The sequence below is a fragment of the Providencia rustigianii genome (assembly GCF_900637755.1).
Lineage (GTDB): Bacteria > Pseudomonadota > Gammaproteobacteria > Enterobacterales > Enterobacteriaceae > Providencia > Providencia rustigianii.
Genome location: NZ_LR134396.1, coordinates 1,612,861 through 1,637,098 on the forward strand (window position 1 = coordinate 1,612,861; position 24,238 = coordinate 1,637,098).

General features: G+C 39.2%; 27 protein-coding genes, 4 tRNA genes and 1 riboswitch. Of the genes, 17 read left to right on the top strand and 14 right to left on the bottom strand.

Annotated features, from left to right (window positions below):
• The first annotated feature begins 53 nt into the window (after positions 1-53).
• From EL244_RS07380 to EL244_RS07425, 10 genes are all read left to right on the top strand, one after another.
• Positions 54-740 carry a LuxR C-terminal-related transcriptional regulator gene (locus EL244_RS07380; protein ID WP_126459912.1) on the top strand — a complete coding sequence of 229 codons (687 nt, stop codon included), beginning with the start codon at positions 54-56 and terminating at the stop codon, positions 738-740.
• Positions 707-2,539, top strand: coding sequence for an excinuclease ABC subunit UvrC (gene uvrC / locus EL244_RS07385; protein ID WP_006813335.1), 1,833 nt, complete (start codon positions 707-709; stop codon positions 2,537-2,539). The genes EL244_RS07380 and uvrC overlap by 34 nt, the downstream gene beginning before the upstream one ends.
• Before the next feature lie 56 nt (positions 2,540-2,595).
• Positions 2,596-3,144, top strand: a complete 549-nt coding sequence (gene pgsA / locus EL244_RS07390; protein WP_006813334.1) for a CDP-diacylglycerol--glycerol-3-phosphate 3-phosphatidyltransferase — start codon at positions 2,596-2,598, stop codon at positions 3,142-3,144.
• Positions 3,145-3,306: 162 nt separating this feature from the next.
• Positions 3,307-3,382 (top strand) — tRNA-Gly (locus tag EL244_RS07395).
• Positions 3,383-3,406: 24 nt separating this feature from the next.
• Positions 3,407-3,480, top strand: a tRNA-Cys gene (locus tag EL244_RS07400).
• Between the two features lie 7 nt (positions 3,481-3,487).
• A tRNA-Leu gene (locus EL244_RS07405) sits at positions 3,488-3,574 on the top strand.
• A gap of 107 nt (positions 3,575-3,681) precedes the next feature.
• A tRNA-Leu gene (locus EL244_RS07410) sits at positions 3,682-3,768 on the top strand.
• 257 nt (positions 3,769-4,025) lie between these two features.
• On the top strand, positions 4,026-4,184 hold the full coding sequence (locus tag EL244_RS07415) for a hypothetical protein (RefSeq protein WP_006813333.1): 159 nt from the start codon (positions 4,026-4,028) through the stop codon (positions 4,182-4,184).
• Between the two features lie 99 nt (positions 4,185-4,283).
• Positions 4,284-5,483, top strand: coding sequence for an enoyl-ACP reductase FabV (gene fabV / locus EL244_RS07420; RefSeq protein ID WP_039854421.1), 1,200 nt, complete (start codon positions 4,284-4,286; stop codon positions 5,481-5,483).
• 141 nt (positions 5,484-5,624) lie between these two features.
• Positions 5,625-6,827 carry a nicotinamide mononucleotide deamidase-related protein YfaY gene (locus EL244_RS07425; RefSeq protein WP_126459914.1) on the top strand — a complete coding sequence of 401 codons (1,203 nt, stop codon included), beginning with the start codon at positions 5,625-5,627 and terminating at the stop codon, positions 6,825-6,827.
• Between the two features lie 53 nt (positions 6,828-6,880).
• On the opposite strand, the gene EL244_RS07430 is transcribed toward EL244_RS07425, so the two are convergent.
• A complete protein-coding gene (locus EL244_RS07430) occupies positions 6,881-7,303 on the bottom strand; it encodes a DUF5339 family protein (RefSeq protein ID WP_126459917.1) in 423 nt (140 codons plus the stop codon).
• Positions 7,304-7,596: 293 nt separating this feature from the next.
• On the opposite strand from EL244_RS07430, the gene EL244_RS07435 reads away from it, so the two are divergent.
• Entirely contained in the window at positions 7,597-8,403 is an 807-nt protein-coding gene (locus EL244_RS07435; protein ID WP_126459920.1) for a bestrophin-like domain, read from the top strand.
• A 52-nt stretch (positions 8,404-8,455) separates the two neighbouring features.
• Here the strand turns inward: EL244_RS07435 and EL244_RS07440 are convergent, their stop codons facing one another.
• Genes EL244_RS07440 through EL244_RS07450 form a run of 3 tightly spaced genes read right to left on the bottom strand, consistent with a single transcriptional unit; the run spans position 8,456 to position 10,483 of the window.
• Entirely contained in the window at positions 8,456-9,712 is a 1,257-nt protein-coding gene (locus tag EL244_RS07440; RefSeq protein ID WP_006813328.1) for a PTS ascorbate transporter subunit IIC, read from the bottom strand.
• Between the two features lie 15 nt (positions 9,713-9,727).
• Complete coding sequence (locus EL244_RS07445; protein ID WP_006813327.1) at positions 9,728-10,015, bottom strand: PTS sugar transporter subunit IIB; 288 nt, start codon at positions 10,013-10,015, stop codon at positions 9,728-9,730.
• Positions 10,016-10,036: 21 nt separating this feature from the next.
• Positions 10,037-10,483, bottom strand: a complete 447-nt coding sequence (locus tag EL244_RS07450) for a PTS sugar transporter subunit IIA (RefSeq protein WP_006813326.1) — start codon at positions 10,481-10,483, stop codon at positions 10,037-10,039.
• A gap of 239 nt (positions 10,484-10,722) precedes the next feature.
• Here EL244_RS07450 and EL244_RS07455 point away from each other — a divergent pair, with 239 nt between their 5' ends.
• Positions 10,723-11,757, top strand: coding sequence for a LacI family DNA-binding transcriptional regulator (locus tag EL244_RS07455; protein ID WP_039854419.1), 1,035 nt, complete (start codon positions 10,723-10,725; stop codon positions 11,755-11,757).
• Between the two features lie 59 nt (positions 11,758-11,816).
• Here the strand turns inward: EL244_RS07455 and EL244_RS07460 are convergent, their stop codons facing one another.
• The 4 genes from EL244_RS07460 to fetA form a co-directional block, all read right to left on the bottom strand.
• On the bottom strand, positions 11,817-12,107 hold the full coding sequence (locus EL244_RS07460) for a hypothetical protein (RefSeq protein WP_126459923.1): 291 nt from the start codon (positions 12,105-12,107) through the stop codon (positions 11,817-11,819).
• Between the two features lie 542 nt (positions 12,108-12,649).
• Entirely contained in the window at positions 12,650-13,378 is a 729-nt protein-coding gene (locus tag EL244_RS07465) for an SDR family oxidoreductase (protein WP_126459926.1), read from the bottom strand.
• 90 nt (positions 13,379-13,468) lie between these two features.
• Positions 13,469-14,200 carry an iron efflux ABC transporter permease subunit FetB gene (gene fetB, locus EL244_RS07470; RefSeq protein ID WP_006813322.1) on the bottom strand — a complete coding sequence of 244 codons (732 nt, stop codon included), beginning with the start codon at positions 14,198-14,200 and terminating at the stop codon, positions 13,469-13,471.
• A 54-nt stretch (positions 14,201-14,254) separates the two neighbouring features.
• Positions 14,255-14,908 carry an iron efflux ABC transporter ATP-binding subunit FetA gene (fetA, locus tag EL244_RS07475; protein WP_006813321.1) on the bottom strand — a complete coding sequence of 218 codons (654 nt, stop codon included), beginning with the start codon at positions 14,906-14,908 and terminating at the stop codon, positions 14,255-14,257.
• Positions 14,909-15,043: 135 nt separating this feature from the next.
• Positions 15,044-15,111, top strand: a riboswitch (Fluoride riboswitch).
• Positions 15,112-15,224: 113 nt separating this feature from the next.
• On the opposite strand from fetA, the gene crcB reads away from it, so the two are divergent.
• The 3 genes from crcB (at position 15,225) to EL244_RS07490 (ending at position 18,715) form a co-directional block, all read left to right on the top strand.
• A complete protein-coding gene (gene crcB / locus EL244_RS07480; protein WP_126459929.1) occupies positions 15,225-15,605 on the top strand; it encodes a fluoride efflux transporter CrcB in 381 nt (126 codons plus the stop codon).
• 610 nt (positions 15,606-16,215) lie between these two features.
• Positions 16,216-17,433, top strand: a complete 1,218-nt coding sequence (locus tag EL244_RS07485) for a hypothetical protein (RefSeq protein ID WP_126459932.1) — start codon at positions 16,216-16,218, stop codon at positions 17,431-17,433.
• Positions 17,434-17,530: 97 nt separating this feature from the next.
• Entirely contained in the window at positions 17,531-18,715 is a 1,185-nt protein-coding gene (locus EL244_RS07490; RefSeq protein WP_126459935.1) for a M20 family metallopeptidase, read from the top strand.
• A 59-nt stretch (positions 18,716-18,774) separates the two neighbouring features.
• On the opposite strand, the gene EL244_RS07495 is transcribed toward EL244_RS07490, so the two are convergent.
• Positions 18,775-18,951, bottom strand: coding sequence for a DUF2526 family protein (locus EL244_RS07495; protein WP_006813317.1), 177 nt, complete (start codon positions 18,949-18,951; stop codon positions 18,775-18,777).
• 47 nt (positions 18,952-18,998) lie between these two features.
• Positions 18,999-19,559, bottom strand: a complete 561-nt coding sequence (locus tag EL244_RS07500) for a helix-turn-helix domain-containing protein (RefSeq protein ID WP_039854194.1) — start codon at positions 19,557-19,559, stop codon at positions 18,999-19,001.
• Positions 19,560-19,640: 81 nt separating this feature from the next.
• Between EL244_RS07500 and EL244_RS07505 the strand changes: the two genes are divergently transcribed.
• Positions 19,641-20,312 (top strand): AzlC family ABC transporter permease, encoded by a 672-nt coding sequence (locus EL244_RS07505; protein WP_126459938.1) that lies wholly within the window; start codon positions 19,641-19,643, stop codon positions 20,310-20,312.
• Positions 20,313-20,317: 5 nt separating this feature from the next.
• Positions 20,318-20,644, top strand: a complete 327-nt coding sequence (locus tag EL244_RS07510; protein ID WP_154600566.1) for an AzlD domain-containing protein — start codon at positions 20,318-20,320, stop codon at positions 20,642-20,644.
• Between the two features lie 150 nt (positions 20,645-20,794).
• Here EL244_RS07510 and EL244_RS07515 read toward each other — a convergent pair whose 3' ends face one another.
• From EL244_RS07515 to EL244_RS07535, 4 genes are all read right to left on the bottom strand, one after another.
• Positions 20,795-21,100, bottom strand: a complete 306-nt coding sequence (locus EL244_RS07515; protein WP_006813313.1) for a hypothetical protein — start codon at positions 21,098-21,100, stop codon at positions 20,795-20,797.
• 229 nt (positions 21,101-21,329) lie between these two features.
• Positions 21,330-21,716 carry a YkgJ family cysteine cluster protein gene (locus EL244_RS07520; RefSeq protein ID WP_039854191.1) on the bottom strand — a complete coding sequence of 129 codons (387 nt, stop codon included), beginning with the start codon at positions 21,714-21,716 and terminating at the stop codon, positions 21,330-21,332.
• Between the two features lie 250 nt (positions 21,717-21,966).
• Positions 21,967-23,358, bottom strand: coding sequence for an L-cystine transporter (locus EL244_RS07530; protein WP_126459944.1), 1,392 nt, complete (start codon positions 23,356-23,358; stop codon positions 21,967-21,969).
• 167 nt (positions 23,359-23,525) lie between these two features.
• Positions 23,526-24,116: a metal-dependent hydrolase gene (locus tag EL244_RS07535; protein ID WP_039854414.1), complete on the bottom strand. Its 591-nt coding sequence runs from the start codon at positions 24,114-24,116 to the stop codon at positions 23,526-23,528.
• Positions 24,117-24,238: the final 122 nt, after the last annotated feature.

A 24,238-nucleotide genomic window follows, 5' to 3' on the forward strand; every position in this document is an offset into this window, starting at 1 on the left:
TATTTTCATTTATGATTCTTCCGATTATTGTGGGTAAATAATAGGAGATATATTTGATTAATATAATAATTATTGATGATAGTAATATTTCGATTCGAGGTATTGAAGCAATCTTAGCCCGACACTCCCGCTATAAAGTTGTTATGTCATTTCCGAATCTTGATCAAGTTATCACTTGGAATCGTCAGAATAGGGCGAATATTATTTTAATCAGTAGTGAACATTGCCATTTTGGTTCATTAAAAACACTCGCGACGATTAGACGTACCCAGCCAGATGTCGGCATTATTATTTATAACATCCGAAATAATTATTCTTTTGTTTTAAGAGCCTTAGATATTGGTATCTTTGGTATTTTAAGCGCAAATATCAACGAAGATGAGTTGATTGAATCCATTCAGATTGTAAATGCACGACAGAAGATTATTTCCCCTGATATCGCTCAACATATTGCTTTGCAACGTGTTAATCAGAGAAACCAACTTGATATTCATAAGCTACTCTCAGCAAGGGAATTAGAAATTATGCTGATGATCACGAAGGGCGTACCTGTTAAGCAGGTTGCTGACCGTTTGTCATTAAGCCCAAAAACAGTAAATACCTACCGTTATCGAATGTTTGGTAAACTTAATATCTGTAGTGATGTAGAATTAACACATATAGCAATTAGCTATGATTTAATCACAGCAAAACAGGGTTTATCAGGGTGGCAGAACAGTTTGATCCAAAAGCTTTCTTAAAAACAGTAACCAACCAACCTGGCGTCTATCGTATGTATGACGCTGGGGGAACGGTTATCTATGTAGGAAAAGCAAAAGACCTTAAAAAAAGGCTTTCGAGTTATTTCCGTGAAAATGTCAGTAGCCGCAAAACAGAGCAACTCGTCAAACATATCGCTTCCATTGATGTGACTGTAACGCACACTGAAACCGAAGCTTTGTTGCTGGAACATAATTACATTAAGCTTTATCAACCACGCTATAACGTATTGTTGCGAGATGATAAATCCTATCCTTATATTTTCCTTAGTAAAGAAACACATCCAAGAATTTCACTCCATCGTGGTGCAAAACATGCGAAAGGCGAATACTTTGGTCCGTTTCCAAGCTCATATGCGGTCAGAGAAACATTAGCATTGATGCAAAAATTGTTTCCTATCCGCCAATGCGAAGATAGCGTTTATAAAAATCGTTCTAGACCTTGCTTACAGTACCAAATTGGACGTTGCTTAGGGCCTTGTGTTCAAGGGTTAGTGACTGATGAAGAGTATGATCAGCAGGTTAATTACGTGCGCCTTTTTTTGACTGGGAAGGATAAGCAGGTATTAACTGGGCTGGTGGATCGCATGGAGAAAGCCAGCCAAGAATTGCGTTTTGAAGATGCTGCTCGTTTTCGTGACCAAATTCAAGCGGTGCGAGCAGTTACTGAAGAGCAATACGTTTCAGGGGATCATGATGACCTTGATGTCATTGGTGTGGCATTTGAATCGGGTTTAGCCTGTGTCCACGTCCTCTTTATTCGTCAAGGTAAAGTACTGGGAAGTCGTAGTTATTATCCAAAAATTCCATCGGGTACGCTATTGGATGAAGTCGTACAAACCTTCTTAGGGCAATTTTATTTGCAAGGTAGCGAAAATCGTACGTTACCGGGTGAGATTCTGATTGATTTTCCATTAACTGAAAAAGTTTTGCTGGCGGATTCACTGTCTGAATTAGCAGGGCGTAAAATCAATATTCAAAGCCAGCCTAGAGGCACCCGCGCTCGTTACTTAAAATTAGCTCGAACTAATGCGTCGATAGCGTTGTCTACTAAATTAGCTCAGCAATCTACTATTCAGCAGCGCATGGCGGCGCTATCTAAAGTGGTGAATATCGAAAATATTTCGCGTATGGAATGTTTTGATATTTCCCACACCATGGGGGAGCAAACGGTGGCCTCCTGTGTTGTTTTTGATAAAACTGGCCCAGTAAAATCGGAATATCGTCGTTACAATATTACTGGGATCACTCCCGGCGATGATTATGCTGCAATGCATCAGGTATTAACTCGCCGTTATGGCAAGCATATTGATGAAAGCAAAATTCCAGACATCATTTTTATTGATGGAGGAAAAGGGCAGCTTGGGCAAGCCAAAGATGTCTTTGATTCTCTCGATGTTGATTGGGATAAAAATCATCCATTGCTAATTGGAGTGGCAAAGGGAAGCGATCGTAAAGCGGGTTTAGAAACCCTGTTTTTAAAACCTGAAGGTGAAGGCTTTGCTCTACCACCGGACTCTCCCGCCTTACATGTGATTCAACATATTCGTGATGAATCACACAATCATGCGATTACAGGGCATCGTCAGCGTCGAGCTAAAGTGAAAAATACCAGCGCATTGGAGTCTATCGAAGGCGTCGGACCAAAACGTCGCCAGATGCTTTTAAAGTATATGGGGGGCTTACAACCTTTACGTAATGCGAGCATAGAAGAAATCGCAAAAGTGCCCTCGATCTCATACGCGCTGGCAGAAAAGATTTATAATGCATTGAAACAGTAGGTATCTTAGTGCAACATACTAAGGTATCCGTCTTGGACTAAACGTTAGTGAGCGCGATGAAATTAAATATACCAACGTGGTTGACTCTATTTCGTGTCATCCTGATACCGTTTTTTGTAATAGCGTTTTATCTTCCTGTCAGTTGGGGGCCTTTTGTTTGTGCGTTGATTTTTGTTGTCGCCGCAGTAACAGATTGGTTTGATGGGTTTTTAGCGCGTTTATGGAAGCAAACGACTAAGTTTGGCGCATTTCTTGATCCCGTCGCTGACAAAGTGATGGTGGCTACAGCACTAGTTTTAGTGACAGAAAGTTTTGATGTTTGGTATGTGACTTTGCCGGCTGCAACTATGATTGCTCGTGAAATTATCATATCGTCCCTGAGAGAGTGGATGGCAGAAATTGGTAAGCGCAGTAGTGTGGCAGTTTCTTGGATCGGTAAGTTCAAAACTACGGCTCAAATGATGTCGCTGGTGGGCTTATTATGGCGTCCAACACCGCTTATCGAGAACTTGTCGATTGCACTTTTATATATCGCTGCAATTCTGACTTTCTGGTCTATGTATCAATATTTAAAAGCGGCGTGGGGCGATTTGAGCGAAGCGTGATCGAAATGATTGAAAAAACAGCGAACGATCCAATTTTTTCAATAATTGTATTGACTCGATATTTGAAATCAGTAGAATGCATCGCATCGAACGGCAACACGGTTTACGAAAATAAATAAGTAAATCAGCCAGTTTGAAAGCAAAACTGAAAAGTTAAGCTTAGCGGGAATAGCTCAGTTGGTAGAGCACGACCTTGCCAAGGTCGGGGTCGCGAGTTCGAGTCTCGTTTCCCGCTCCAATCTTGAAAAAGATTAGGGTGTAAGGCGCGTTAGCAAAGCGGTTATGCACCGGATTGCAAATCCGTGTAGCTCGGTTCGACTCCGGGACGCGCCTCCAAATTTCGGCCCAGGTGGTGAAATCGGTAGACACAAGGGATTTAAAATCCCTCGGCTGTAAGGCTGTGCGGGTTCAAGTCCCGCCCTGGGCACCATATTCAGCGAATGGACCAAATTGGTCCATTTTGCTTTAAGTATTAAGCTAGTTGATAAACATCGTTTTTCTTACTAGTAAGTAGTAAATAGCAGTATTAAAAATTTGGCCCAGGTGGTGAAATCGGTAGACACAAGGGATTTAAAATCCCTCGGCTGTAAGGCTGTGCGGGTTCAAGTCCCGCCCTGGGCACCATATAAAACTTAACGATTTTTTGAATAAATTGAAAATTCGCTAAGCAAGTAAAAGAAAGAGCCACCCAATGGGTGGCTTTTTTGCATTAAAAATAAGCAAAAAGTAGCTATTATCAAGCAAATCTACGTTTATTGACGGTTTTGTCATTTTTCTCCTTATTTTCTAAATTTACCTTTTTTATAGGTAAAATCACGTAAGTCAGACCCATCCGACTTTATTTTATGCCAGTATCTTTTTTTTAGAAAAAGGAGAAAGGTATGTCTAATATGAAAACTGAAATTGTCGTGGTTCGTCTAACTAAACAAGAGCGAGCCCTATTAGATGCAATTAAAACCAAGCCACTACTTGCAGATTGGCTGAAAGAACTCGCTTTTTCTCAAGTGAAGCAGCAAGAAAATACCCAAAAACCGAAATAAACTGGTCTGTTCACTATGTTTATTGCCACTGCATCTTAAGTATGTGGCGAAGATCAGGTATATTAGTTGTCGATTGTTAGCTACCAAGAAAAAATGACTATGATTATCAAACCTAAAATTCGTGGTTTTATCTGCACTACAGCTCATCCTGCCGGCTGTGAAGCCCATGTTCGTGAGCAAATCGCCTATGTTAAATCTCGTGGTGAACTGAAAAATGGACCGAAAAAGGTTCTGGTAATTGGTGCCTCCACTGGTTACGGCTTGGCTTCGCGCATTAATGCTGCTTTTGGCAGCGGTGCTGCGACTATCGGCGTTTTCTTTGAGAAACCGGGTAGTGAGAGCAAAACAGGTTCTGCAGGCTGGTATAATGCAGCTGGTTTCGACAAAGCAGCGAAAGAAGCGGGTCTGTATGCAAAAAGTATTAACGGTGATGCATTCTCTAATGAATGCCGAGAAACCGTTATTGATCTGATTAAAAAAGACTTAGGTCAAATCGATTTAGTGGTTTATTCACTGGCATCCCCAGTGCGTAAAATGCCTGAAACTGGTGAAATTGTTCGTTCAGCACTGAAACCTATTGGTGAACCGTACAAATCAGTTGCTCTGGATACTAACAAAGATATTCTGATCGAAGCTGTTGTTGAGCCTGCAAATGAACAGGAAATCGAAGACACCATTAAAGTTATGGGTGGACAAGATTGGGAACTGTGGATGAACGCTTTAGCGGATGCGGGTGTTCTAGCCGATAATGCACAAGCGGTTGCTTATTCCTATATTGGTACTGATTTAACATGGCCTATCTATTGGCATGGTACATTAGGTAAAGCGAAAGAAGATTTAGACCGTGCAGCTCATGCCATCAATGAAAAAATGGCAGAAAAAGGCGGCTCGGCACATGTCGCTGTACTGAAATCTGTGGTTACGCAAGCATCTTCAGCTATCCCGGTTATGCCTTTGTATATCTCTATTGTATTCAAAATTATGAAAGAGAAAGGCATTCACGAAGGTTGTATCGAGCAAATCCAGCGTTTATTCGCAACCAAGTTATTTAATGGTGAAACGCCAGAAACAGATGAAAAAAATCGTCTGCGGTTAGATGATTGGGAATTGCGTGATGACGTGCAAGAAACTTGCCGTGAAATCTGGAAGCAACTGACTGATGACAACATCAATGACTTAACTGATTACCAAGGCTATAAAGCAGAATTTCTGCGTTTGTTCGGCTTTGGCTTAGACGGTGTTGATTACGAAGCTGACTTAAGCGGCGAAGCTAATTTTGAAGTCATCGAATTAGTCTAATAGATAAGTAGAGTTAAGTTCCTCTATTATTAACCCCGAGCACTAGCAAAACTGGTTCTCGGGGTTTTGTTTTATTGTTATTTAGAGTCTTAATTAACTAACTTATTCTTGGCTGTTATTAATACAGAGAGGATCATTGAAATGTTGATCGTGGAAATGTTAAGTACAGGTGATGAAGTACTGCATGGGCAAATTATCGATACCAATTCAGCGTGGCTTGCGGATTGTTTTTTTCAGCAAGGATTACCACTCCACAGTCGAACGACGGTGGGAGATAATTTAGACAGTTTAGTCACAACATTTCTAGAACGTAGTCAGCATGCAGATGTGGTTATCGTTAATGGTGGGTTAGGTCCAACAAGTGATGATTTGAGTGCAATGGCGGCCGCAATCGCAGCGAAAGTCCCTCTGGTTGAACATCCAGAATGGATAGCAGTAATGGAAAGCTATTTTGTGGCTAGAGGCCGTGAAATGCCTGCAACAAATCGTAAACAGGCGATGTTACCTGCGAATGCAGAATTAATTGATAATCCCGTCGGTACAGCATGTGGCTTTGCTTTGTATATCAATGATTGCTGGTTCTTTTTTACACCAGGTGTCCCATCTGAATTTAAAGTGATGGTCAACGATCAAATTATTCCACGTTTACGTCAAGAAATGTCGCTTCCTGAACCGCCAATTTGTATGCGCTTAACCAGCTTTGGACGAAGTGAAAGTAGTCTTGCGGCACAATTTGATGATTTACCGTTACCAAATGGGTGCATTTTAGGTTATCGATCGTCAATGCCAATTATTGAATTGAAACTGACTGGGCCTGCTAAACAATGCCATGAAATGGCTGAGATATGGCAGAAAATTAAGATGGGAGTTGGTGATAATCTTGTCTTTGAAGGTACGGAAGGAATTGGATCTTTAGTGCGTAAAAAATTGGAGCAAAAACATCATCGTGTTGCGGTGAGTGAGCAGTTTAGTGCGGGTTTACTATATTGGACATTAGATGCGGCGAATGCTCCAGTAGTCAATGGCTATATCGAGAAAACGGCAGAAGAACAGAATCTAGCCAGCCTAATACAGAGTGCAACGAAGATTGCGAAACAGCAAGGTTGTACCATCGGCTTAGCTCTGGGAACATATCAAGATGGCCATTTAACCATGGCGCTATATACACCAGATAGTTGCTATGCTCAAAAAGTGAGCTATCTACCTCGGTATCATACACAGTTAGAAAAACAGCAAGTTAGCGTTATGTTGATGCTGGATATGTTATCGCGTTGGTTGGATGGGCGCTCTGTTATTGGTGAATATGAGTGGTTGGTACAAAGTGATATTTTAATTGAGTCATGAAAATAATTTGCAGATCCCCCTATTTATTGGGGGATGAGTGATTGAAGATATGATTATTTTTCAGTGGGTGAAATTGTATCAATCATAAAATTTAGTGCTGAAATACCTTTTTCACAGGCTTTATTTTGAAATACCGAAGGTGTTTTTTCTATTTTTCGTTTTAACGTATCAATTTGATTTGCATAAATCTCGGCTCCAGCGATATCTGGATTATCTTTAAGATATTCAATAAAGACCTCAACATTCTGATAGAAATAATCACAAGGTTTTTCAGATATATCAATTTTCGATAGATTTTGCAGGGATTCTGGAATTAAATTTTCAGTTGCTAGCGTAACGTAATCACCATCTTGTACTTGCTGAACGACAGTATCAATTTTAGCTTTTAAATCAAAAAACATAACTAAAGCTATAATGAGTGCAGCTAAGAGAATCATATTGATGCTAATACTAATACCCAATAAGTATTTTTTCATTCTATCCCTCAACATGATAAATATGATAGTTAAAGGCTAATTATCGATTTTAGAGAAGTAACCTATTAATAAATCAATGAATTTAAAATATATCTATAAATAATTTAGCAGGAAAAAACCAAACTGTAACTAGGATAATTAGCAAATAGTCGAATTAAGATGTCAAATAATGTTTCCCGCAGGAAAATATTTGTGAGATTCAAAAACTTTAATGTGTGTAAAACATGAAAGCCCGTAGATATTATCACTTTGGATGTGCTATATATCTGCAAATGAATTTATTAGGCTAATCTATGTTTAATCTCTCTGAATTATTTAATGATTCTCCGATTGACTCTATCTTATTGTTTATAATTACTTTTGTTCTTCTAATTACGTCTGCTTATATTGGTAAATATATTTTTAAACGGCGTAGCACTCATGAAGAAATTGCGGATGACGAAGCAAAAATCATTCTAGGTGCCATACTCTCTCTTCTTGGCTTGCTAATCGGATTTGTATTATCGATCTCCATTAATGGATATAACAACCGCCAACAAACAGAAGAAAATGAAGCGATTGCTATCGGTAATGCATACCAAAGGGCGCAGTTACTCAGTGGTGATGAGCGAGCGGATGCTTCACTTTTGATCCAGCAATATCTGGATGCGCGTATTGAATTTTTTAGATCTGGAGTGAGTGATGAAAATAATCAATGGCGTATGGCATCATTGTCTAAGCAAGGGCAATTATGGGAAATTGGTGTAAAGCAAGCGCAGGAGTCACCGAATCCTGTTGTGTCCTCAGTGCTGACGGCATTTGGTGATTTATATGTTTCTCAGCAAAAAACGATGGCAAGTTGGCGGCATCAAATTCCAAATGCGGCGTGGTTCTTACTGATATTTTTTGCTATCTGTTCGAATATCTTAATTGGTTACAATATTCGTGGGACGAAAGGAAAAAACTGGTTAATTGTTATCTTACCGTCATTAACGACATTGGCATTATTTATGATTGCGGAGATCGATATACCAGGAGAAGGGGTCATTCATGTAACGCCTGATGATTTACTGTTACTACAAGACTTCTTATTTAAGGATGGTGCTTGGCTGGGAAAGTAAATTAGTTCGAAAAAGAAAACCCTCCGAGTGATTAGCTCAGAGGGTTGAGAGATTAGCGAACGATAATCCCTAATAAAATTCCGATAGCGCCAAAGTCTGCATCACTAAAGGTGGTATTTGCGATACCGATGTCCCCAAGGACTGGCAGTAAGAATACCGGTAAGAATGTGATTAACAAACCTTGAGCAAATGCACCTAAGATTGCGCCTCGACGTCCACCTGTGGCATTACCGAATACCCCCGCAGCAGCACCCACGAAAAAGTGTGGAACAACGCCTGGAATAATCACGGTCATATTTAATGCATACAGAATGAACATACCTAATACACCTGCGGCAAAGCTGCTTAAGAAGCCAACTAAAACTGCATTTGGTGCATAAGGGAAAACCACTGGGCAGTCTAATGCAGGTTTCGCGTTAGGGACTAGTTTGTCTGAAATACCTTTAAATGCAGGTACGATCTCAGCAATAACCATACGTACACCTTGCAGGATAATATAGACACCCGCAGCGAAGGTAATGGATTGCATCAAGGAGAACATAAACCAGTTTTTGCCACCACTGACTTCACGAACATAATCACCCCCTGCAAATAAGCAGGTAATGATGAAAATAATGAACATAGTGAAAGAAATAGCGACGGGTGTATCACGCAGGAATAACAAGCTTTTTGGTACATTCATATCTTCTGTTGAATGTTCTTTATTACCAAATTTACTACCGATAAAACCTGCTAAAACATAGGAAATAGTAGAGAAGTGGCCAATTGCCACGTCATCGGAGCCAGTCACTTTCTTCATGTATGGATGTGCAATAGCAGGGAAAAATACCATACAGAAGCCGACGATCAGTGAACCGACTGCCACTAACATGGTTCCTTCCATACCAGCTGTCGATAAGATCACTGCAATCATCATCGACATAAATAAAGTATGGTGACCTGTTAAGAAGATGAATTTCCATGGTGTTAAGCGTGCAATCAAGATATTGATTAACATCGCAAAAAACATAATCATCGCCATTTCACGACCAAAGCTTTTTTGTGCAATAGACACAATAGCTTCGTTATTTGGTACGACACCGTTGATACCAAACGCGTGTTGGAAAATCGCCGAGAAATCACCTAACGAGCTGACGACTAAACCAGCACCTGCACCTAAAATCACAAAACCCATAATGGTTTTGATGGTGCCTTTGATGCATTCAGTGACAGGTTTTTTTTGAGCAATTAAGCCAATTAGCGCTATCAGACCGACCAGAACTGCCGGTTCGGATAGGACATCTTGCATCAGAAAACGAAAGAATTCCATGTAGCCTCCGGTTGGTTACAGCGCGCCGAGTTTTTGTAAAGCAGCGCTCAGACGCTCTTTCATCGCGACTTTGTCGATCATGTTTGCTAAAGCAACAATTTCACCGCCAACTTGTTGAGCGACTAATTGCTCCGCAATATCAGTTGTTCCAACGAAAATATCACTCACAGTACCTTTAGCAGAACCTAAGTCAACGTGGTCAACATCAGCCGTGACTTGAAGATCTTTCAAAATTGTCTTGATGCTCATTTCCATCATCAGACTTGTACCTAAACCATTTCCACAAACAACAGTGATTTTCATAATATTTACCTTGTTACTGAATTATTTATATTTAGCGATGATTTGAAGGATGTCATCTACGTTTTCTGACTGCATGATGCTATCAATATCTTCTTGGTTATCAAATAGTTCAGCCAATTTTGCAATAGCACCAATATGGCTATTACTATCTGTTGCGGCAAGAACAATCAATAATTTAATAGGGTCGTTGCCCTCTGAACCAAATTCTACACCTTGCTTAAGTACGGTTAAGCCCAGAGAAAGTTGGTTGACGCCATCTTCAGGGCGGGCATGAGGCATCGCAATTCCTGGACCTAATACATAGTAAGGGCCAATTTTTTCATGAGATTGAATGATTGCATCAATATAGCGAGGTTCGATGAATTTATTATTAATTAATGGATTACAGGCGATTTTAATCGCGTCACGCCAGTCGGTGGCGCTTTCAACCACCTGAATCACATTCGGGGTGAGTAATGTTGTTAGCATTGGCTTGGCTCCTGGTAAAAAATAACAATTTATATTAGATATTTTATTAGTTGCATGAATAGTAGTGATCTATGGTAGCGCTATCTAGCTGAATTGTTCATTTTCGTGATAGCGCTATCATTTTGACTAATAATCCTACTTTAAATCCTTTTTAGGCTGTTTGTGGGTTAATTAACAAATTAAACCTGTGGTAAGTTATAGGCGTTGATTAATAAGTTTAGATGAAACCAGATAATTTCATGCAGAAAACCCGAAAAAGAAAAAATACTGGACGAGTGACATTACAAGATGTAGCAAAATATGCTGGCGTCGGGTCAATGACGGTTTCAAGAGCCTTAAGAACCCCAGAACTTGTTTCAGATAAGCTCAGAGAAAAAATTAATGAGGCGGTTGAGGAGCTCGGCTATATTCCTAACTTAGCGGCTGGAATTCTTGCTTCAGGGCAAAGCAGAACAATTGCTGTATTAATTCCCTCATTAAGAGACAATGCAAGTTCGGCTTTTTTGCAGTCTCTGCAGGAAGTATTGAATAAAAATAGTTACCAAGTGGTTATAGGCAGCCATGATTACCAGCATAAAAAAGAATCAGAGGTTCTGACAACGTTACTGCAAAGTAGCCCTGCGGCACTGGTAATTTTTGGTGCTATCAATTCTGAATCTGTGCTGAGTACATTAAAGAATATTGCTATTCCAGTGATTAATGTTGCGGGGGAGTCAAATTATCCGTTTACGTTGAATATTAAAAGTCACTGCGGTGAAGCGGTTAATTTTCTGACAAACTATCTTCTGCAAAAAGGCTATCAGCGTATCGGCTATATTGGTGCGCAAATGGATAGCAAAATGCAAAGTCAGCAACTAAGTGGTTGGAATAAAGCATTGCTTAGCCACAATTTGAGTGCTGAGCAGAGTATTACGACACCTTATGTGGCGACAATGGATTTTGGTCGACAAGCAATTAGTGAAATGCTAACTCGCCAACCAGAATTGGAAGCGGTGATTTGTAGCCATGAAATGATTGCATTAGGCGTCATTTTTGAATGTCAGCGGAGATTAATTAAAATTCCTAAAATGTTGGCGGTGGTCTGTGTAGAAGGGTCAGAAAATTGTGATCACATTCACCCATCTTTAACTTCTGCTCGTATTGATTACAGTAAAATGGCACGAGAAACTGCGAGAAGATTACAGCGGTGGCTGGAAGGAACGGAAGAAAATTATGAGAATATTCAAGAAGAAATAGTATTCCCATATAAATTCGAGGCTCGCCAAAGTGGCTAAATTAAGTTCAGAATAAAATGGTCTTATCGTAAGACCATTTTCGATATTAGCTTGATATACTAGCTTGTTTTCAGTAATTTTTGGCGTTGAATATAGCGAGCTTGAGCTATTTCCAAGTAGGATTCAATTGCGGAATAAATTTGCGAACTTAACATTTTTACTTCTGGGTCACTATGTAAAGCTGAAGATGTTAACTTAATGAATTCCTTCATGAAAACTTCAACTGAAGGGTGTTTTTCTGCAAGATTAGTATAGTAATACTGGTATACATAGGACTCTTGAGAATGGCTTAATTCGGTATTATTTTTGATATTATTAGTTGCAAGCAGCAGCAGTTGGATGTTTGTCATGATGGATCCTATTTTTGTTTTTTTGAATATTACATGAGTTAAAAAAAACAGTTTGTCAAAAATAGTCGGATAATTTTATATTTTAGTTTTTATATTACCCCTATAAATATAATTCTTAGTATATCATTATGTTAACAGATAATCATAATTCTTGAGCGTCAAGATAAGAAAATATTCTTTTTAGATAAAGTTAATGATATTAACCTTATTTTTTAATTTCTAAATTAAATATTGTAAAATGTCATTCATATTCATAAATAGACGAAATTAAAAGAATTTTAATGAAATCAATGGTGTATGTTAAGCTGTTGATTTTTATAAATTATTTGTGATTTTATCAAAAACAATATAAATATTAGACAAGAAAGTGACTTTTTAGTTTAAATATATAAAATTTATATTTAAATAAGTGAAGGCCTTTATTTAATTAATATCTTTGTTTTAAGTTAAAACAAATGAAATCTATTTATTTGGTTTTATTTTAATTATTGTTATCTCTATTTTAAATATATAAATCATGAGCGGGATTCTATTATATTTTATTAAAGGTCAATAGCATTAGGTAAAATAACCAGATCGCGTATAGTAATATATCTTGGGCGTGTTAGCATAAATAGCGCCGCTTCAGCAACTTCAATAGGCAACATAATATTTCCACTGGCCAGTTCTGCATCAATTTTTTCTTTTGACCAACTATCAAGTGCAGCCGTTACAACGGGACCGGGTAATATTGCACCAACACGTATACCATGCTGAGCAACTTGGCGTCGAGTGGCATGCACAAAAGTTTGTACAGCAAATTTAGAGGCGCTATAAATAGGTTCCCAATCCATTGGAATTACGCCAGCAATTGAACTAGTAAATAAAATATCGCCAGATTTTCGTTCAATAAAATAAGGTAGAACTGTTCGAATACAACGGAAGGTTGCGTTAATATTTAAATTTAATATCCTATCCCAAATATCGGGGTCACCTTCAGCAATGGCACCACCAATATGAGCGCCTGCGTTAGCATGAAAAATATCTAAACGACCTGTTTTCTCAAGGATAGAATCTAGTATTCCATTAACTTGAATGGGGTCCATTAAATCAATAACGAGAGAAATTGCATTCTGACCAAGTTCTGCAACAGCGTAGTTTAATTTATTTTCATCACGATCAATCAGAACTACCGTCGCACCTGCATTAATGAGTGTTCTAGCACACTCAAGCCCTATACCAGAAGCGCCTCCGGTAATTGCAGCAACTTTATTTTCCAATAAGATAGCCATGGTATTTACTCCAAAATGATAAAATAACAAAGTTACATAGCAAGTGCAGAAAAATACGGTTTGAATTTATATTTCAAACCGTATCGAGAACTATTTATTTAAGGCTTCTAAGCGTAACTGATGACGCTGGTTATAAAATTTAACATAGGTCAGATAACCGGCCAGAATAGTTGAAAGGCTAGCGGTAGCTAATAGCATGAAAGTCACCATTATTTGGTATTTAACGGCTTCTAATGGATCAACTCCAGCAAATATTAATCCGGACATCATCCCTGGTAGACTAACTATTCCTACTGTTTTTGCTGAATCTACGGTGGGAATTAATGATGCACGAATACTTTCGCGAATAATTGCAGCGGAAGCAACTTTAGGTGTTGCTCCCAAGCTCAGCATTTCCTGAATTTGTTGTTGCTGGCTATTAAATCGTTGCCCTAAATTATTGAAACATAAGCCTACCGCAATCATCGCATTACCTGCAATCATGCCAGTAATTGGGATCACTTGCATAGGGGTAAAAGCAATGGCTTCAGTGACAATCAGCACACATAAAGTAATAAATGTTCCAGATGTAATGGCAATTAACGCCGTCGGGAATAGTTTATCGAGGTATTTACTTCTCTTCTTGGCATTCCAGGCGGCATTAAAACAGATAAATAAAACGAGTGCGACAGTAAGAATTTTGTTATCTAAATGGAAAATATATTTGAGGATATAGCCAGCAATTAATAACTGAACAATTGCACGGCAAGTACTCCAGATGATGTCTTTTTCTAAGGATAATTTTTCTTTATGACTAATAAAAATCGCTACTAAGACTAGCATGATAGAAAAAGCGAGTGACTCATTAGAAATAGTTGGATGATTCACGTTAAATTCCTATTCTTCACTATGATGAACGGGCAGGGAAATAATATCATCGGCATGGGTAATTTCATCTTGGTCATGGGTTACCCATAACACACCAATTTTATTATCTACTGCTAATTGATGAATAAGTTGGTTCACTTTGAGTTTATTTTGTTCATCTAAAGCGCTGGTTATTTCATCTAATAGCAAGATCTGAGGTAAAAACTGTAGATTACGAATTAGGGATATACGCTGTTTCTCCCCCCCAGAAAGCTCATTAATACTTTTATCCAGAATAGACTCAGGTAATGATAGATACGCCAAGTCTTGGATAATTTTTTCCTTATTGAATGGCAAATTGCGAATTTGATAAGGAAAAAATAGATTTTCATAGACTGTGGATCCAAACAACGTTGGCGTTTGAGTGCAGTATGAGACTTGTTGGCGATACTTTTCAGGCGGAATGTTATTAATATTCTCCCCTAGAAAGAGAATCTCCCCTTGGGTTGGTGAGATAAGTGAGGAAACTATTTTTAATAAGGTACTTTTTCCACAACCAGACGGCCCAGTAATCAGTTTAAATTCTCCAGGATATAGGTCAATCTGCACATTATCTAAAATAGTTTTTTGGTTAATCTGGTAACCAATATTTTTGAGTTGTAAAAGTACGTTTTTTGTATCCATTTCAGGGTCAACTCCATTCTAATATAACGATTATTATGCGCTAATTTAGCCTAAATTGACATAAGGTTATCAATGGTAATTTTATATAAATTGAGTTTGCATGGAAAAAAGGGTTGGATTATCATTTCAATAGAAATTTATTTGGGAGATGGCATTCCTCCTACCCAAACCGTCCATATTGGACTGATGATGCCTACGTAAACCTTTTCAATAGAATGGGCGCGTAGGTTTTATGTGCCCAAATTTTAGGGCATAAATGTCTAGTTAGGACTCTTTCCTTGCATTTATTCCCACCTAACCGGTAAGGAAAGCAGCTATGTATGCATCTCTCTTTTCTATTGCGCTAGGCTCCGTCTTGGGGGGCTGGTTAAGATGGATAATTGGTTTAAAACTGAATAACCTACATCCGCATATTCCATTTGGTACGGTGTTTGTTAATCTCATCGGTGGTTTTATCATCGGTTTTGCTGTGTCTTATTTTGCGAGTGCCAATATCAATCCCGCTTATAAACTCTTTATTGTGACCGGTTTTTGTGGTGCATTTACCACGTTTTCCACTTTTTCACTGGAAGTGCTAGTTATGCTACAAGAGGGAAAGCTGATGGTTGCATTTAGTACTATCGCTATTCATGTTATTGGGGCATTGCTGTTTACATTATTGGGAATGTTATGTCATAACTTTTTGGCTCAAGGGTGATGGGCTCATAAGATATTTACTGCCACCTACTTACTTATATTAGTGGGTGGTTTTTGATTTTTAGGACCATAAAAATAGAAAAATATCAGAGAATCAACGAGCCTTATCAGGAAAGTTATCCATGTTAAGCAATAAAGCAGATTATTTTACCTAGATGGATATGAAAATGTTTTTATAGGGAATAGATTGCTACTGTGTTGGGAATTTTCAAAAAATATATCCCTAGTCGAAAGAATATAATTTGATACTCATTTCTATGAACCACAAGAATTTATAATTATAGAAATTAAGCTAAGTGTTATTTTATATTAAGCTTCTGCGTCATTATTAGGTGATGACAAGGAATTATTAAAGATTAGGATGATTTATCACTATTTAATTGCCTGTTTCTCCATCATTCCATTCAGCGTTCAAGCCTTTCTCTTATCTATACAACTGTATTTTCAATGATATGATGAATTTGTTGCGTAAATGTAGCGCGCGCTAAAATTATCTATTATTTGGTCATATCCCATCCTTTTCGGAAGATTATCCATCTAACAATGCAATATTTTTGATTTAAAAAACTAAAATATAAATTACTAAGAATAATAAATACGGGGAAAATTTTATGTCGCAGATGTTAGCTCTATTTCTGATCGTCTCGATATTATATATCGGAGATGCTATTGCGGTGAGAACCAAAGCATGGATCCCATCAGTGTTTGTTTGTGCGGTGTTATTTCTTTTTGGATATTGGACATTTTTTCCTAAGAATATTGTCAGTATTGCGGGGATTCCTCAAGTTGTTGCGGTAACACTGATGTATTTACTGATCACCAATATGGGAACGTTATTATCTTTAAAAGAATTATTACGGCAATGGAAAACAATTTTAATTTCTTTATCCGGGATTCTAGGAATTATTGTCTTTATTTATGCTATCGGGATGATGCTCTTTGATTTAAATACTGTGTTGGTAGCAATCCCACCATTAGTCGGAGGAATTGTTTCATCCTTAATTATGTCAAAAGGTGCGGCGGAAGCTGGCTTAATGGATCTATCTGTTTTTGCCATTTTAATTTATGTAATGCAAGGTTTCGCTGGGTATCCGCTAACAGCCATTATGTTGAAACGAGAAGGGCGTCGAGTACTTGAACAATATCGAAATGGGTCATGGAAAGAGTCTTTAGCCGTTGAAGGGGCAGACGATGTTGAAGTGAAAACATTATCCTCTGAAGATGCTATGCCCAAAATGTTTAAGCGAATACCTAATCACTATAACACCAGTTATTTCAAATTCTTACGATTAGCATTTGTCGGATATTTAGCCTATTTGGCTTCTTCTGTAGCTGCACCGTACGTCAGTATTAGCCCGTTTGTTTTATGTTTATTATTCGGAGTTATTGCATCGTCATTGGGCTTTTTAGAGAGGCAACCTTTGCAAAAAGCCAACGGATTTGGTTTCGCTATCATGGCGTTAATGCTGTTTATCTTCGATACATTAAATCACGCGACACCAGATATGTTGTTGAGGTTAGTGTATCCAATGGTTGTGTTGATAATTGCGGCGGTTGTCGGGATGTTTATTGCTTCTTGGATTGTGGGCAAAATTTTAGGCGTCTCCAAAGAGATGGCATTTGCGGTTTCATTAACAGCACTGTATGGCTTTCCTGCGGACTATATCATCACAAACGAAGCAATAAATGCGTTAACCAAAGATGAAAAAGAACGTCAAATACTTACCAGCCATATGTTAGGTCCAATGTTAGTCGGTGGTTTTATTTCGGTCACAATGGTGTCGGTGGTGCTGGCAGGCATTATGGTTGCTTATTTGGTACCCGCATAATTATTGTCGACAGATATTACGATAACAAATTGATATAACATAAAAAATAATAGGTTAATGAGACATTAGTACCGATTGAAAGGATAAAGGTAAAAATATGGTCAATAAAACAATTACAGCAGCAATTAAGCATCATACTCAAGATATGATTGCATTTCGACGTGACCTTCATGCTCATCCCGAGCTTCCTTTTGAAGAGGTCAGAACCACTAAACGTATCGCAGAAGAGTTAGCCAAAATTGGCATAGAATATCGACTTACTGAACCGACCGGCATTATTGCTGAAATTAAAGGTGGTAAGCCGGGAAAAACCGTTGCATTACGTGCAGATATTGATGCGTTACCTGTGCAGGAGCTTAACGATTCATTAGAGTACAAATCTACTCAACATGGAAAAATGCATGCCTGTGGGCACGATGCTCATACTGCCATGTTGTTGACAGCATCTAAAGCATTGTATGAAATTCGTGATCAGCTTTCGGGTAATGTTCGATTGATATTTCAACCCGCTGAAGAAATTGCACAAGGTGCAAAAGCGATGGTGAAGCAAGGTGCAGTGGATAATGTAGATAATGTATTTGGAATGCATATCTGGTCTACGACACCATCAGGTAAAGTCTCGTGTAATGTCGGTGGAACTTTCGCCTCCGCAGATCTATTGGTGGTGAAATTTAAGGGCCGTGGCGGTCATGGCTCTATGCCAGAAGCGACAGTTGATGCCGCAGTAGTTGCCTCATCCTTTGTGATGAATTTGCAATCTATTGTTTCCCGTGAAACGTCGTCACTGGATTCAGCCGTTGTGAGTATTGGTAAAATGGATGTGGGAACCCGTTTTAATGTTATTGCCGAGAATGCGACATTAGATGGAACGGTTCGTTGTTTTGATATCGAAACGCGTACGCGCATTGAAGCCGCTATCCGTCGTTATGCCACGCATACTGCGGCTATGTATGGTGCGACCGTGGAAGTGGATTATATTTATGGAACCTTGCCCGTTATAAATGAAGAACGCAGCGCGTTACTGGCACAATCGGTGATCACTGATGCATTTGGCGAAGAAACATTAATGTTCGAAAAGCCAACACCCGGAGGTGAAGATTTTAGTTTCTATATGGAAAATATACCGGGATGTTTTGCATTATTGGGGTCGGGTAATCCAGAAAAAGATACGCAATGGGCTCATCACCATGGCTGTTTTAATATCGATGAAGATGCGATGGCGACAGGGGCAGAGTTATATGCGCAATATGCATGGTCATATTTACAACAGGATAAATTCTAAGTGAGAAGGAGTTTGCTACTGGTACGTAAGGTATCAGTAGCAAATTAGTTAGCTGCGGTTTATTGGTTATGATGCACAAAAATAGCTTCTCTTAGACTTTGCTGTAATTTAAAGCGTTGTTCTTGGGTGAGCTGCTCATCGTGGGAAAGCTGCATCAGCATTTCGTTCATGTTGTGAACGGAGTTTTCATCTAATAGTAAACTGACTTTTTGTGCGATTTCATCATAATGGCTCATGAGTTTTCTCCATTTCAAAATGGGTTAACGTATCAATATTATGGTGGTTAATTCTGTTTATCAATCACCATGACGGCCATGGTATTCGGCTCTAAAGCTCGCATGATATGAGGTTCATCACCACGGTAATGAATGTAATCACCAACGTTCAATTCAATGGGGTTATCGAGTGGACCGACTAGCGCTCGGCCAGACATTAAAATAATATGCTCAGTCACATCGTGCATATGGGGTTCTGAAATACGATCTCTACCCGGTTGTGCGACGACGGTGTAGATGTCACGCAAGGAGTTGGCTGGGGCAGATGATAATAAATAAGCCAAATAATTGGCGTGCTCCGCGCTAACCGGCGTGCCTTCTCCATGACGAATAACGGTGACAGCGGCGCGTTTTTCTTCAATTAATCGAGAAAACGGAATATCTAAAGCGACACACAGCGCCCATAAGGTTTCGATACTTGGGTTGCCACTTCCAGACTCTAATTGGGATAGTGTGGATTTGGCAATACCCGCTTTACGTGAGAGTTCAGAAATAGAAAGCCCACTCTTTTGTCTTTCGGCAGCCAATGCTTTTGATATTAATTCAATAGGCGGCGTAAATAGGGTCAATTTTAATATCCTGTTTTGATTGCACTGAACATAAATCACCGACATAATGAACGAATGTTTTTTATATCGAACGGTTGAAATATGCTTACTTCTAAGCTCCAATTTTCTATTCTCAATAATAGCACAGTGAAAAACATTGCACTGGTGTGTATTGCAGACTTAATTGTCGGTATTTCTTATGGCGCTTTAGCTCACTCTCAAGGCTTTGACTGGTGGGTTCCACTTACTTTATCCATTCTTGTATTGGCTGGGGCGTCAGAGTTTTTATTTATTGGTGTTATTTTTGCGGGAGGAAGCCCGATTTCTGCTGCATTAGCTGGTTTATTAGTGAACTCTCGGCATATTCCTTTCAGCTTTGCAGTGAGTGAACTGACAGGAAAAGGTTCTCGCGCATTGCTTGGCTACCACATCATGAATGATGAAAGTGTGGTTTTTGGCTTGGCTCAGGAGCATGAAAACGAGAAAAAAGCGGCATTTTGGTTATGTGGGTTGGGAATACTGATTTGTTGGCCTGTTGGTGTGATTATTGGTGAAGTATTAGGCAGTTTTATTCAAGACACTCATCGATTAGGTATGGATGCCATGTTCCCAGCCATTATTCTGGCATTGTCACTTCCCGCATTAAAGGATAAACGCTTACGGTTAACCGCGATTATTGGGGCAGTGATCGCCGTGGCAGCGACACCTTATTTACCAGCGGGTATCCCGGTGTTATTGGCATTATTGAGCTTAGTTATTTACATCAGGAAATAACAATTATGATGGAGAATCCATGGCTGATTGTCAGTGGTATTTTAATCTTGGCAATTGGAACATATTTAATGCGCGCATCTGGTGCAATCCTGAAAGGGAAAGTTGCTTTAACTGAAAGCAGCAAGGCTTTATTTTCTGCGGCAGCTATTGTGATTTTATTCTCGGTCGCAATAACATCAACGCTATTTTCCGGTGAGCAAATCTCAGATATTGCGAAAGTGATTGGCGTGATTGTTGCCGGTATTTTGACTTGGTATCGTCAGCCTTTCATTGTAATTGTGTTATCTGCTGCAATTGTGACAGCACTTCTACGTTTATTGTTTTCGCTATAAAGAAAAAGCCCCTAGGGCGTAGGGGCAAAATTAGGGATATATCTAAACTTTATTGTGTGCGAGTAAGATACTGATTTTTAACCAACAATGCGATATGGTTTTAGTTATCGCTGTAACAGGCACAACCTATGTTTAACGTATTTGATGCTTTTATTTAGCTGCTGGTGCTGGAATCGACACGGGAGCCATTGGTTGTTTCATTGGTGCTTGTTCCGGTATTTCAACCACTGAAACACGGATCATGTAGCGTTTACCATCTTCTATTTTTGGCACGTTATTCACTAATTTTTTTATTGTTTCATTCGGTTGGGTTGTTTGCTCTGTTACGCTGTATACCATATTGTGGTGATTACCTGCGTAAGGGCGGGGTGATTTATTATTTACACCATTTGCCATCGCAGCAAAACCTGCAGTTAATAAAACAGCCGCTAACAAACCTTGATTTAATTTTTTCATATCGATCTCCTCATATGTGCGATGAGATGATAATTCATCAATTGAGTTGTACAGGCAATCGCTTTTACCTCTATTGACTGAAGCTTCATAATTCCTGCACTTTTTGTCCTTTCTTTACTCATAGTTTTGAAAAGACAGAAGTTGTTTCTTTTTGATTTAAACAAAATAGTCAAAAATCAGACACTAATTAAGTGAAAGATAACCCAGAATATCTCTGGGTCATTGACGTTTAGCACGCGATTTGCGGTTGTTGTTGCTCGAGCGGGGGAAGCCCATGGGCAGCACGAGCACGGTCGCATGCCTCATTATGAATACCATTGTGCCAAGACTGTTCGAATTCTCGACATGGAGTGGGTCTTTGTTCATAGATAGAACAAGACGTACACTCACCTACTGTGCCAGTTAGTGCAGTACAACGGGTATTAATTTTTTGATTTGTTCCTTGCATGCAACTCACAAACGGCGTGATTTTTTCAGTTAAATGCTGAGGAACAGTTCCACCACCATCTTCTGCTTCAGCCCAATAAAACGATACGCGAAAGTAGGAACAGCATGCACCACAACTGACACAAGGGTTATTTGAAGGATCAGTTTTTAGTATATGAATATTACCCATATAAAAATCACCGTAACGAAGTTGATAATTCCCGTAGGAAACGGGATCCGCGACACAGGCAGGAAGCCTAAGAAAATGTCACTCAAATATTATTATGTTACGTAAATTCACATATTGGCAATTATTTTTAGCATTAAAATCGAACAATTTTACTAGAGAGAATAACGAAAAAACGATTAGCGAATTTTAGTCACAAAAAAACCTGCCGTTTGATGGGCAGGTTTCAATGAGTGTTAGTGTTTGCGAAGGGTTAAACGTGCTTTAGATCGCCATCATCATCTTGATTGAAAATGGTTTTATCTGTTTCACCCATTAACTGGCTAGTCACGGTACCTGCTGTCATAGAACCACTCACATTGAGGGCGGTACGGCCCATATCAATTAATGGTTCAACAGAAATCAGCAACGCAACCAGTGTTACAGGTAATCCCATTGCAGGTAGAACAATCAATGCAGCAAAAGTTGCACCACCACCCACGCCAGCCACACCTGCAGAACTGATAGTGACAATACCGACTAAGGTCGCGATCCACAGTGGGTCAAATGGGTTAATGCCCATAGTTGGAGCCACCATAACCGCTAACATTGCTGGATAGATACCTGCGCAACCATTTTGACCAATAGTTGCACCGAAAGAAGCAGAGAAGCTTGCGATAGACTCTGGTATACCGAAACGACGAGTCTGGGTTTCAATATTCAGTGGAATACTTGCAGCACTTGAACGGCTAGTAAATGCAAATGTAAGTACTGGACCCGCTTTCTTAAAGAATCTGATAGGGTTTAATCCCGTTGTTGCCACTAAAATACCGTGAACCACAAACATAATTCCTAGCGCTACATAGGACGCGATAACGAAAGTCCCTAAGTTTAGGATATCAGCAAGGTTAGAGCTTGCCACGACTTTGATCATCAGCGCCATAACACCATAAGGGGTTAAACGCATGACTAAGCGGACTAATTTCATTGCCCAAGCTTGCAAGACATCAATTGCGGCTAAGGCTTTTTCGCCACGTTCTTTGTCATCTTTAAACAGTTGTAAGGCTGCAACACCTAAGAATGCGGCAAAGATAACAACACTGATAATCGATGTTGGACTTGCACCTGTTAAATCTGCAAACGGATTTTTTGGAATAAAGGATAAGATCAGTTGTGGAACAGTTAAGTCCGATACTTTTCCAATATAATTAGTTTCGATGGCCGCTAGGCGCGCAGTTTCTGATTGACCTTGAACCAGACCTTCTGCACTTAATCCGAACAGATTGGCGATTAAGATACCCACTAATGCAGCTATAGCCGTAGTGAATAACAGTGTCCCAATCGTTAAAAAGCTAATTTTCCCAAGTGATGAAGCCTTATGTAGTCTGGCTACTGCGCTCAAAATAGACGCGAAGACCAGTGGCATTATCACCATTTGTAATAGCTGAACGTAGCCATTACCGACGATATTAAACCAAAGAATGGAGTCTTTAACCGTTTGGTGACCAGTACCATATACAAGGTGCAGGCCTACACCATAAGCAACACCGAAGACGAGACCGAGTAATACTTTCTTAGACAGACTCCAGCCATTTGCTCCGAGTTTTGCTAACAGTATGAGTAGTGCTACAAAAATGAGCACATTGATTATCAGGGGAATATTCATTCCACACTCCAAGTCGTAATTATTATAAATGATGAAACTTGCTGCTTAATCCTTATTGGATATAAGGATGTGACTCCTTCTAACAACTGGTTATATGTTATCAGCTGAATAACAGCATTTCTTATAATCAAAAATTATAAGATAGCGCTATTCATGCTTACAGTATATTACAAAAGTGATGTATTTGTCGGGAAGTGTATATTTAACTTATTATTCAAATAATTAACAATGTTATCTAGCTGTACGTGAAAATCCATAGAGTGATCAATGGGAAGCAGTACCGCACAGACGGTCAAAAGCACGGAAATGAAACGTTCTCCCCGTTTACTATTTTTACCCCGCAGAATAGGGAAACAGAACCGAGTAGGAAGAGGCCATAAAAAGGGAACGCCAGAAGGGGTAAGCATGTCAGCGACGAGATGACTCATATAACCCAGTAAAAAAGCTTGAATTAAATCCGCGGGAAGCCCCCACTGAGTCGGTAACCATTGGTAGCAAGATATAAGTAAAATCAGCCATGCAATTAAGCTGTGAGTAAACCCTCTATGACCACAGAGTTTTGAAATAGGAAGTGATATTACGCGAAATAATCGACCAAGAATCGAAGAAGGGTGGTCAATATCAGGTAATAATGCGCCCAATAAAACCCCTGGCACCATGTGCAACCAATCACCTTGAGCGAACTCAGGTGTGATTTGCAATTTATGAGCCATGATCAGTGAGGCGACGGAAAATAGCAGATGCCCTTCAGCAGTCATTAGTGGATAAAATACCATCTGTTCATCTATACAGTAGGTGGGGAGTATAAAGGGTTTAAGCGTAATTGAATAGGGGGCTAAAGATAAAAAAACTCTTATTTATTAGACTATAAGGACAGATT

Bases quoted from the DNA above. Each gene is read 5' to 3' on its own strand.
- crcB (WP_126459929.1), top strand. From the start codon at position 15,225: ATGTATGCATCTCTCTTTTCTATTGCGCTAGGCTCCGTCTTGGGGGGC.
- EL244_RS07460 (WP_126459923.1), bottom strand. From the start codon at position 12,107: ATGACAAACATCCAACTGCTGCTGCTTGCAACTAATAATATCAAAAAT.
- EL244_RS07520 (WP_039854191.1), bottom strand. From the start codon at position 21,716: ATGGGTAATATTCATATACTAAAAACTGATCCTTCAAATAACCCTTGT.
- EL244_RS07430 (WP_126459917.1), bottom strand. From the start codon at position 7,303: ATGAAAAAATACTTATTGGGTATTAGTATTAGCATCAATATGATTCTC.
- pgsA (WP_006813334.1), top strand. From the start codon at position 2,596: ATGAAATTAAATATACCAACGTGGTTGACTCTATTTCGTGTCATCCTG.
- EL244_RS07515 (WP_006813313.1), bottom strand. From the start codon at position 21,100: ATGAAAAAATTAAATCAAGGTTTGTTAGCGGCTGTTTTATTAACTGCA.
- EL244_RS07510 (WP_154600566.1), top strand. From the start codon at position 20,318: ATGATGGAGAATCCATGGCTGATTGTCAGTGGTATTTTAATCTTGGCA.
- EL244_RS07425 (WP_126459914.1), top strand. From the start codon at position 5,625: ATGTTGATCGTGGAAATGTTAAGTACAGGTGATGAAGTACTGCATGGG.
- EL244_RS07465 (WP_126459926.1), bottom strand. From the start codon at position 13,378: ATGGCTATCTTATTGGAAAATAAAGTTGCTGCAATTACCGGAGGCGCT.
- EL244_RS07485 (WP_126459932.1), top strand. From the start codon at position 16,216: ATGTCGCAGATGTTAGCTCTATTTCTGATCGTCTCGATATTATATATC.
- fabV (WP_039854421.1), top strand. From the start codon at position 4,284: ATGATTATCAAACCTAAAATTCGTGGTTTTATCTGCACTACAGCTCAT.
- EL244_RS07490 (WP_126459935.1), top strand. From the start codon at position 17,531: ATGGTCAATAAAACAATTACAGCAGCAATTAAGCATCATACTCAAGAT.
- fetA (WP_006813321.1), bottom strand. From the start codon at position 14,908: ATGGATACAAAAAACGTACTTTTACAACTCAAAAATATTGGTTACCAG.
- EL244_RS07530 (WP_126459944.1), bottom strand. From the start codon at position 23,358: ATGAATATTCCCCTGATAATCAATGTGCTCATTTTTGTAGCACTACTC.
- fetB (WP_006813322.1), bottom strand. From the start codon at position 14,200: ATGCTAGTCTTAGTAGCGATTTTTATTAGTCATAAAGAAAAATTATCC.
- EL244_RS07415 (WP_006813333.1), top strand. From the start codon at position 4,026: ATGTCTAATATGAAAACTGAAATTGTCGTGGTTCGTCTAACTAAACAA.
- EL244_RS07435 (WP_126459920.1), top strand. From the start codon at position 7,597: ATGTTTAATCTCTCTGAATTATTTAATGATTCTCCGATTGACTCTATC.
- EL244_RS07455 (WP_039854419.1), top strand. From the start codon at position 10,723: ATGCAGAAAACCCGAAAAAGAAAAAATACTGGACGAGTGACATTACAA.
- EL244_RS07535 (WP_039854414.1), bottom strand. From the start codon at position 24,116: ATGACTGCTGAAGGGCATCTGCTATTTTCCGTCGCCTCACTGATCATG.
- EL244_RS07450 (WP_006813326.1), bottom strand. From the start codon at position 10,483: ATGCTAACAACATTACTCACCCCGAATGTGATTCAGGTGGTTGAAAGC.
- EL244_RS07495 (WP_006813317.1), bottom strand. From the start codon at position 18,951: ATGAGCCATTATGATGAAATCGCACAAAAAGTCAGTTTACTATTAGAT.
- EL244_RS07445 (WP_006813327.1), bottom strand. From the start codon at position 10,015: ATGAAAATCACTGTTGTTTGTGGAAATGGTTTAGGTACAAGTCTGATG.
- EL244_RS07440 (WP_006813328.1), bottom strand. From the start codon at position 9,712: ATGGAATTCTTTCGTTTTCTGATGCAAGATGTCCTATCCGAACCGGCA.
- EL244_RS07505 (WP_126459938.1), top strand. From the start codon at position 19,641: ATGCTTACTTCTAAGCTCCAATTTTCTATTCTCAATAATAGCACAGTG.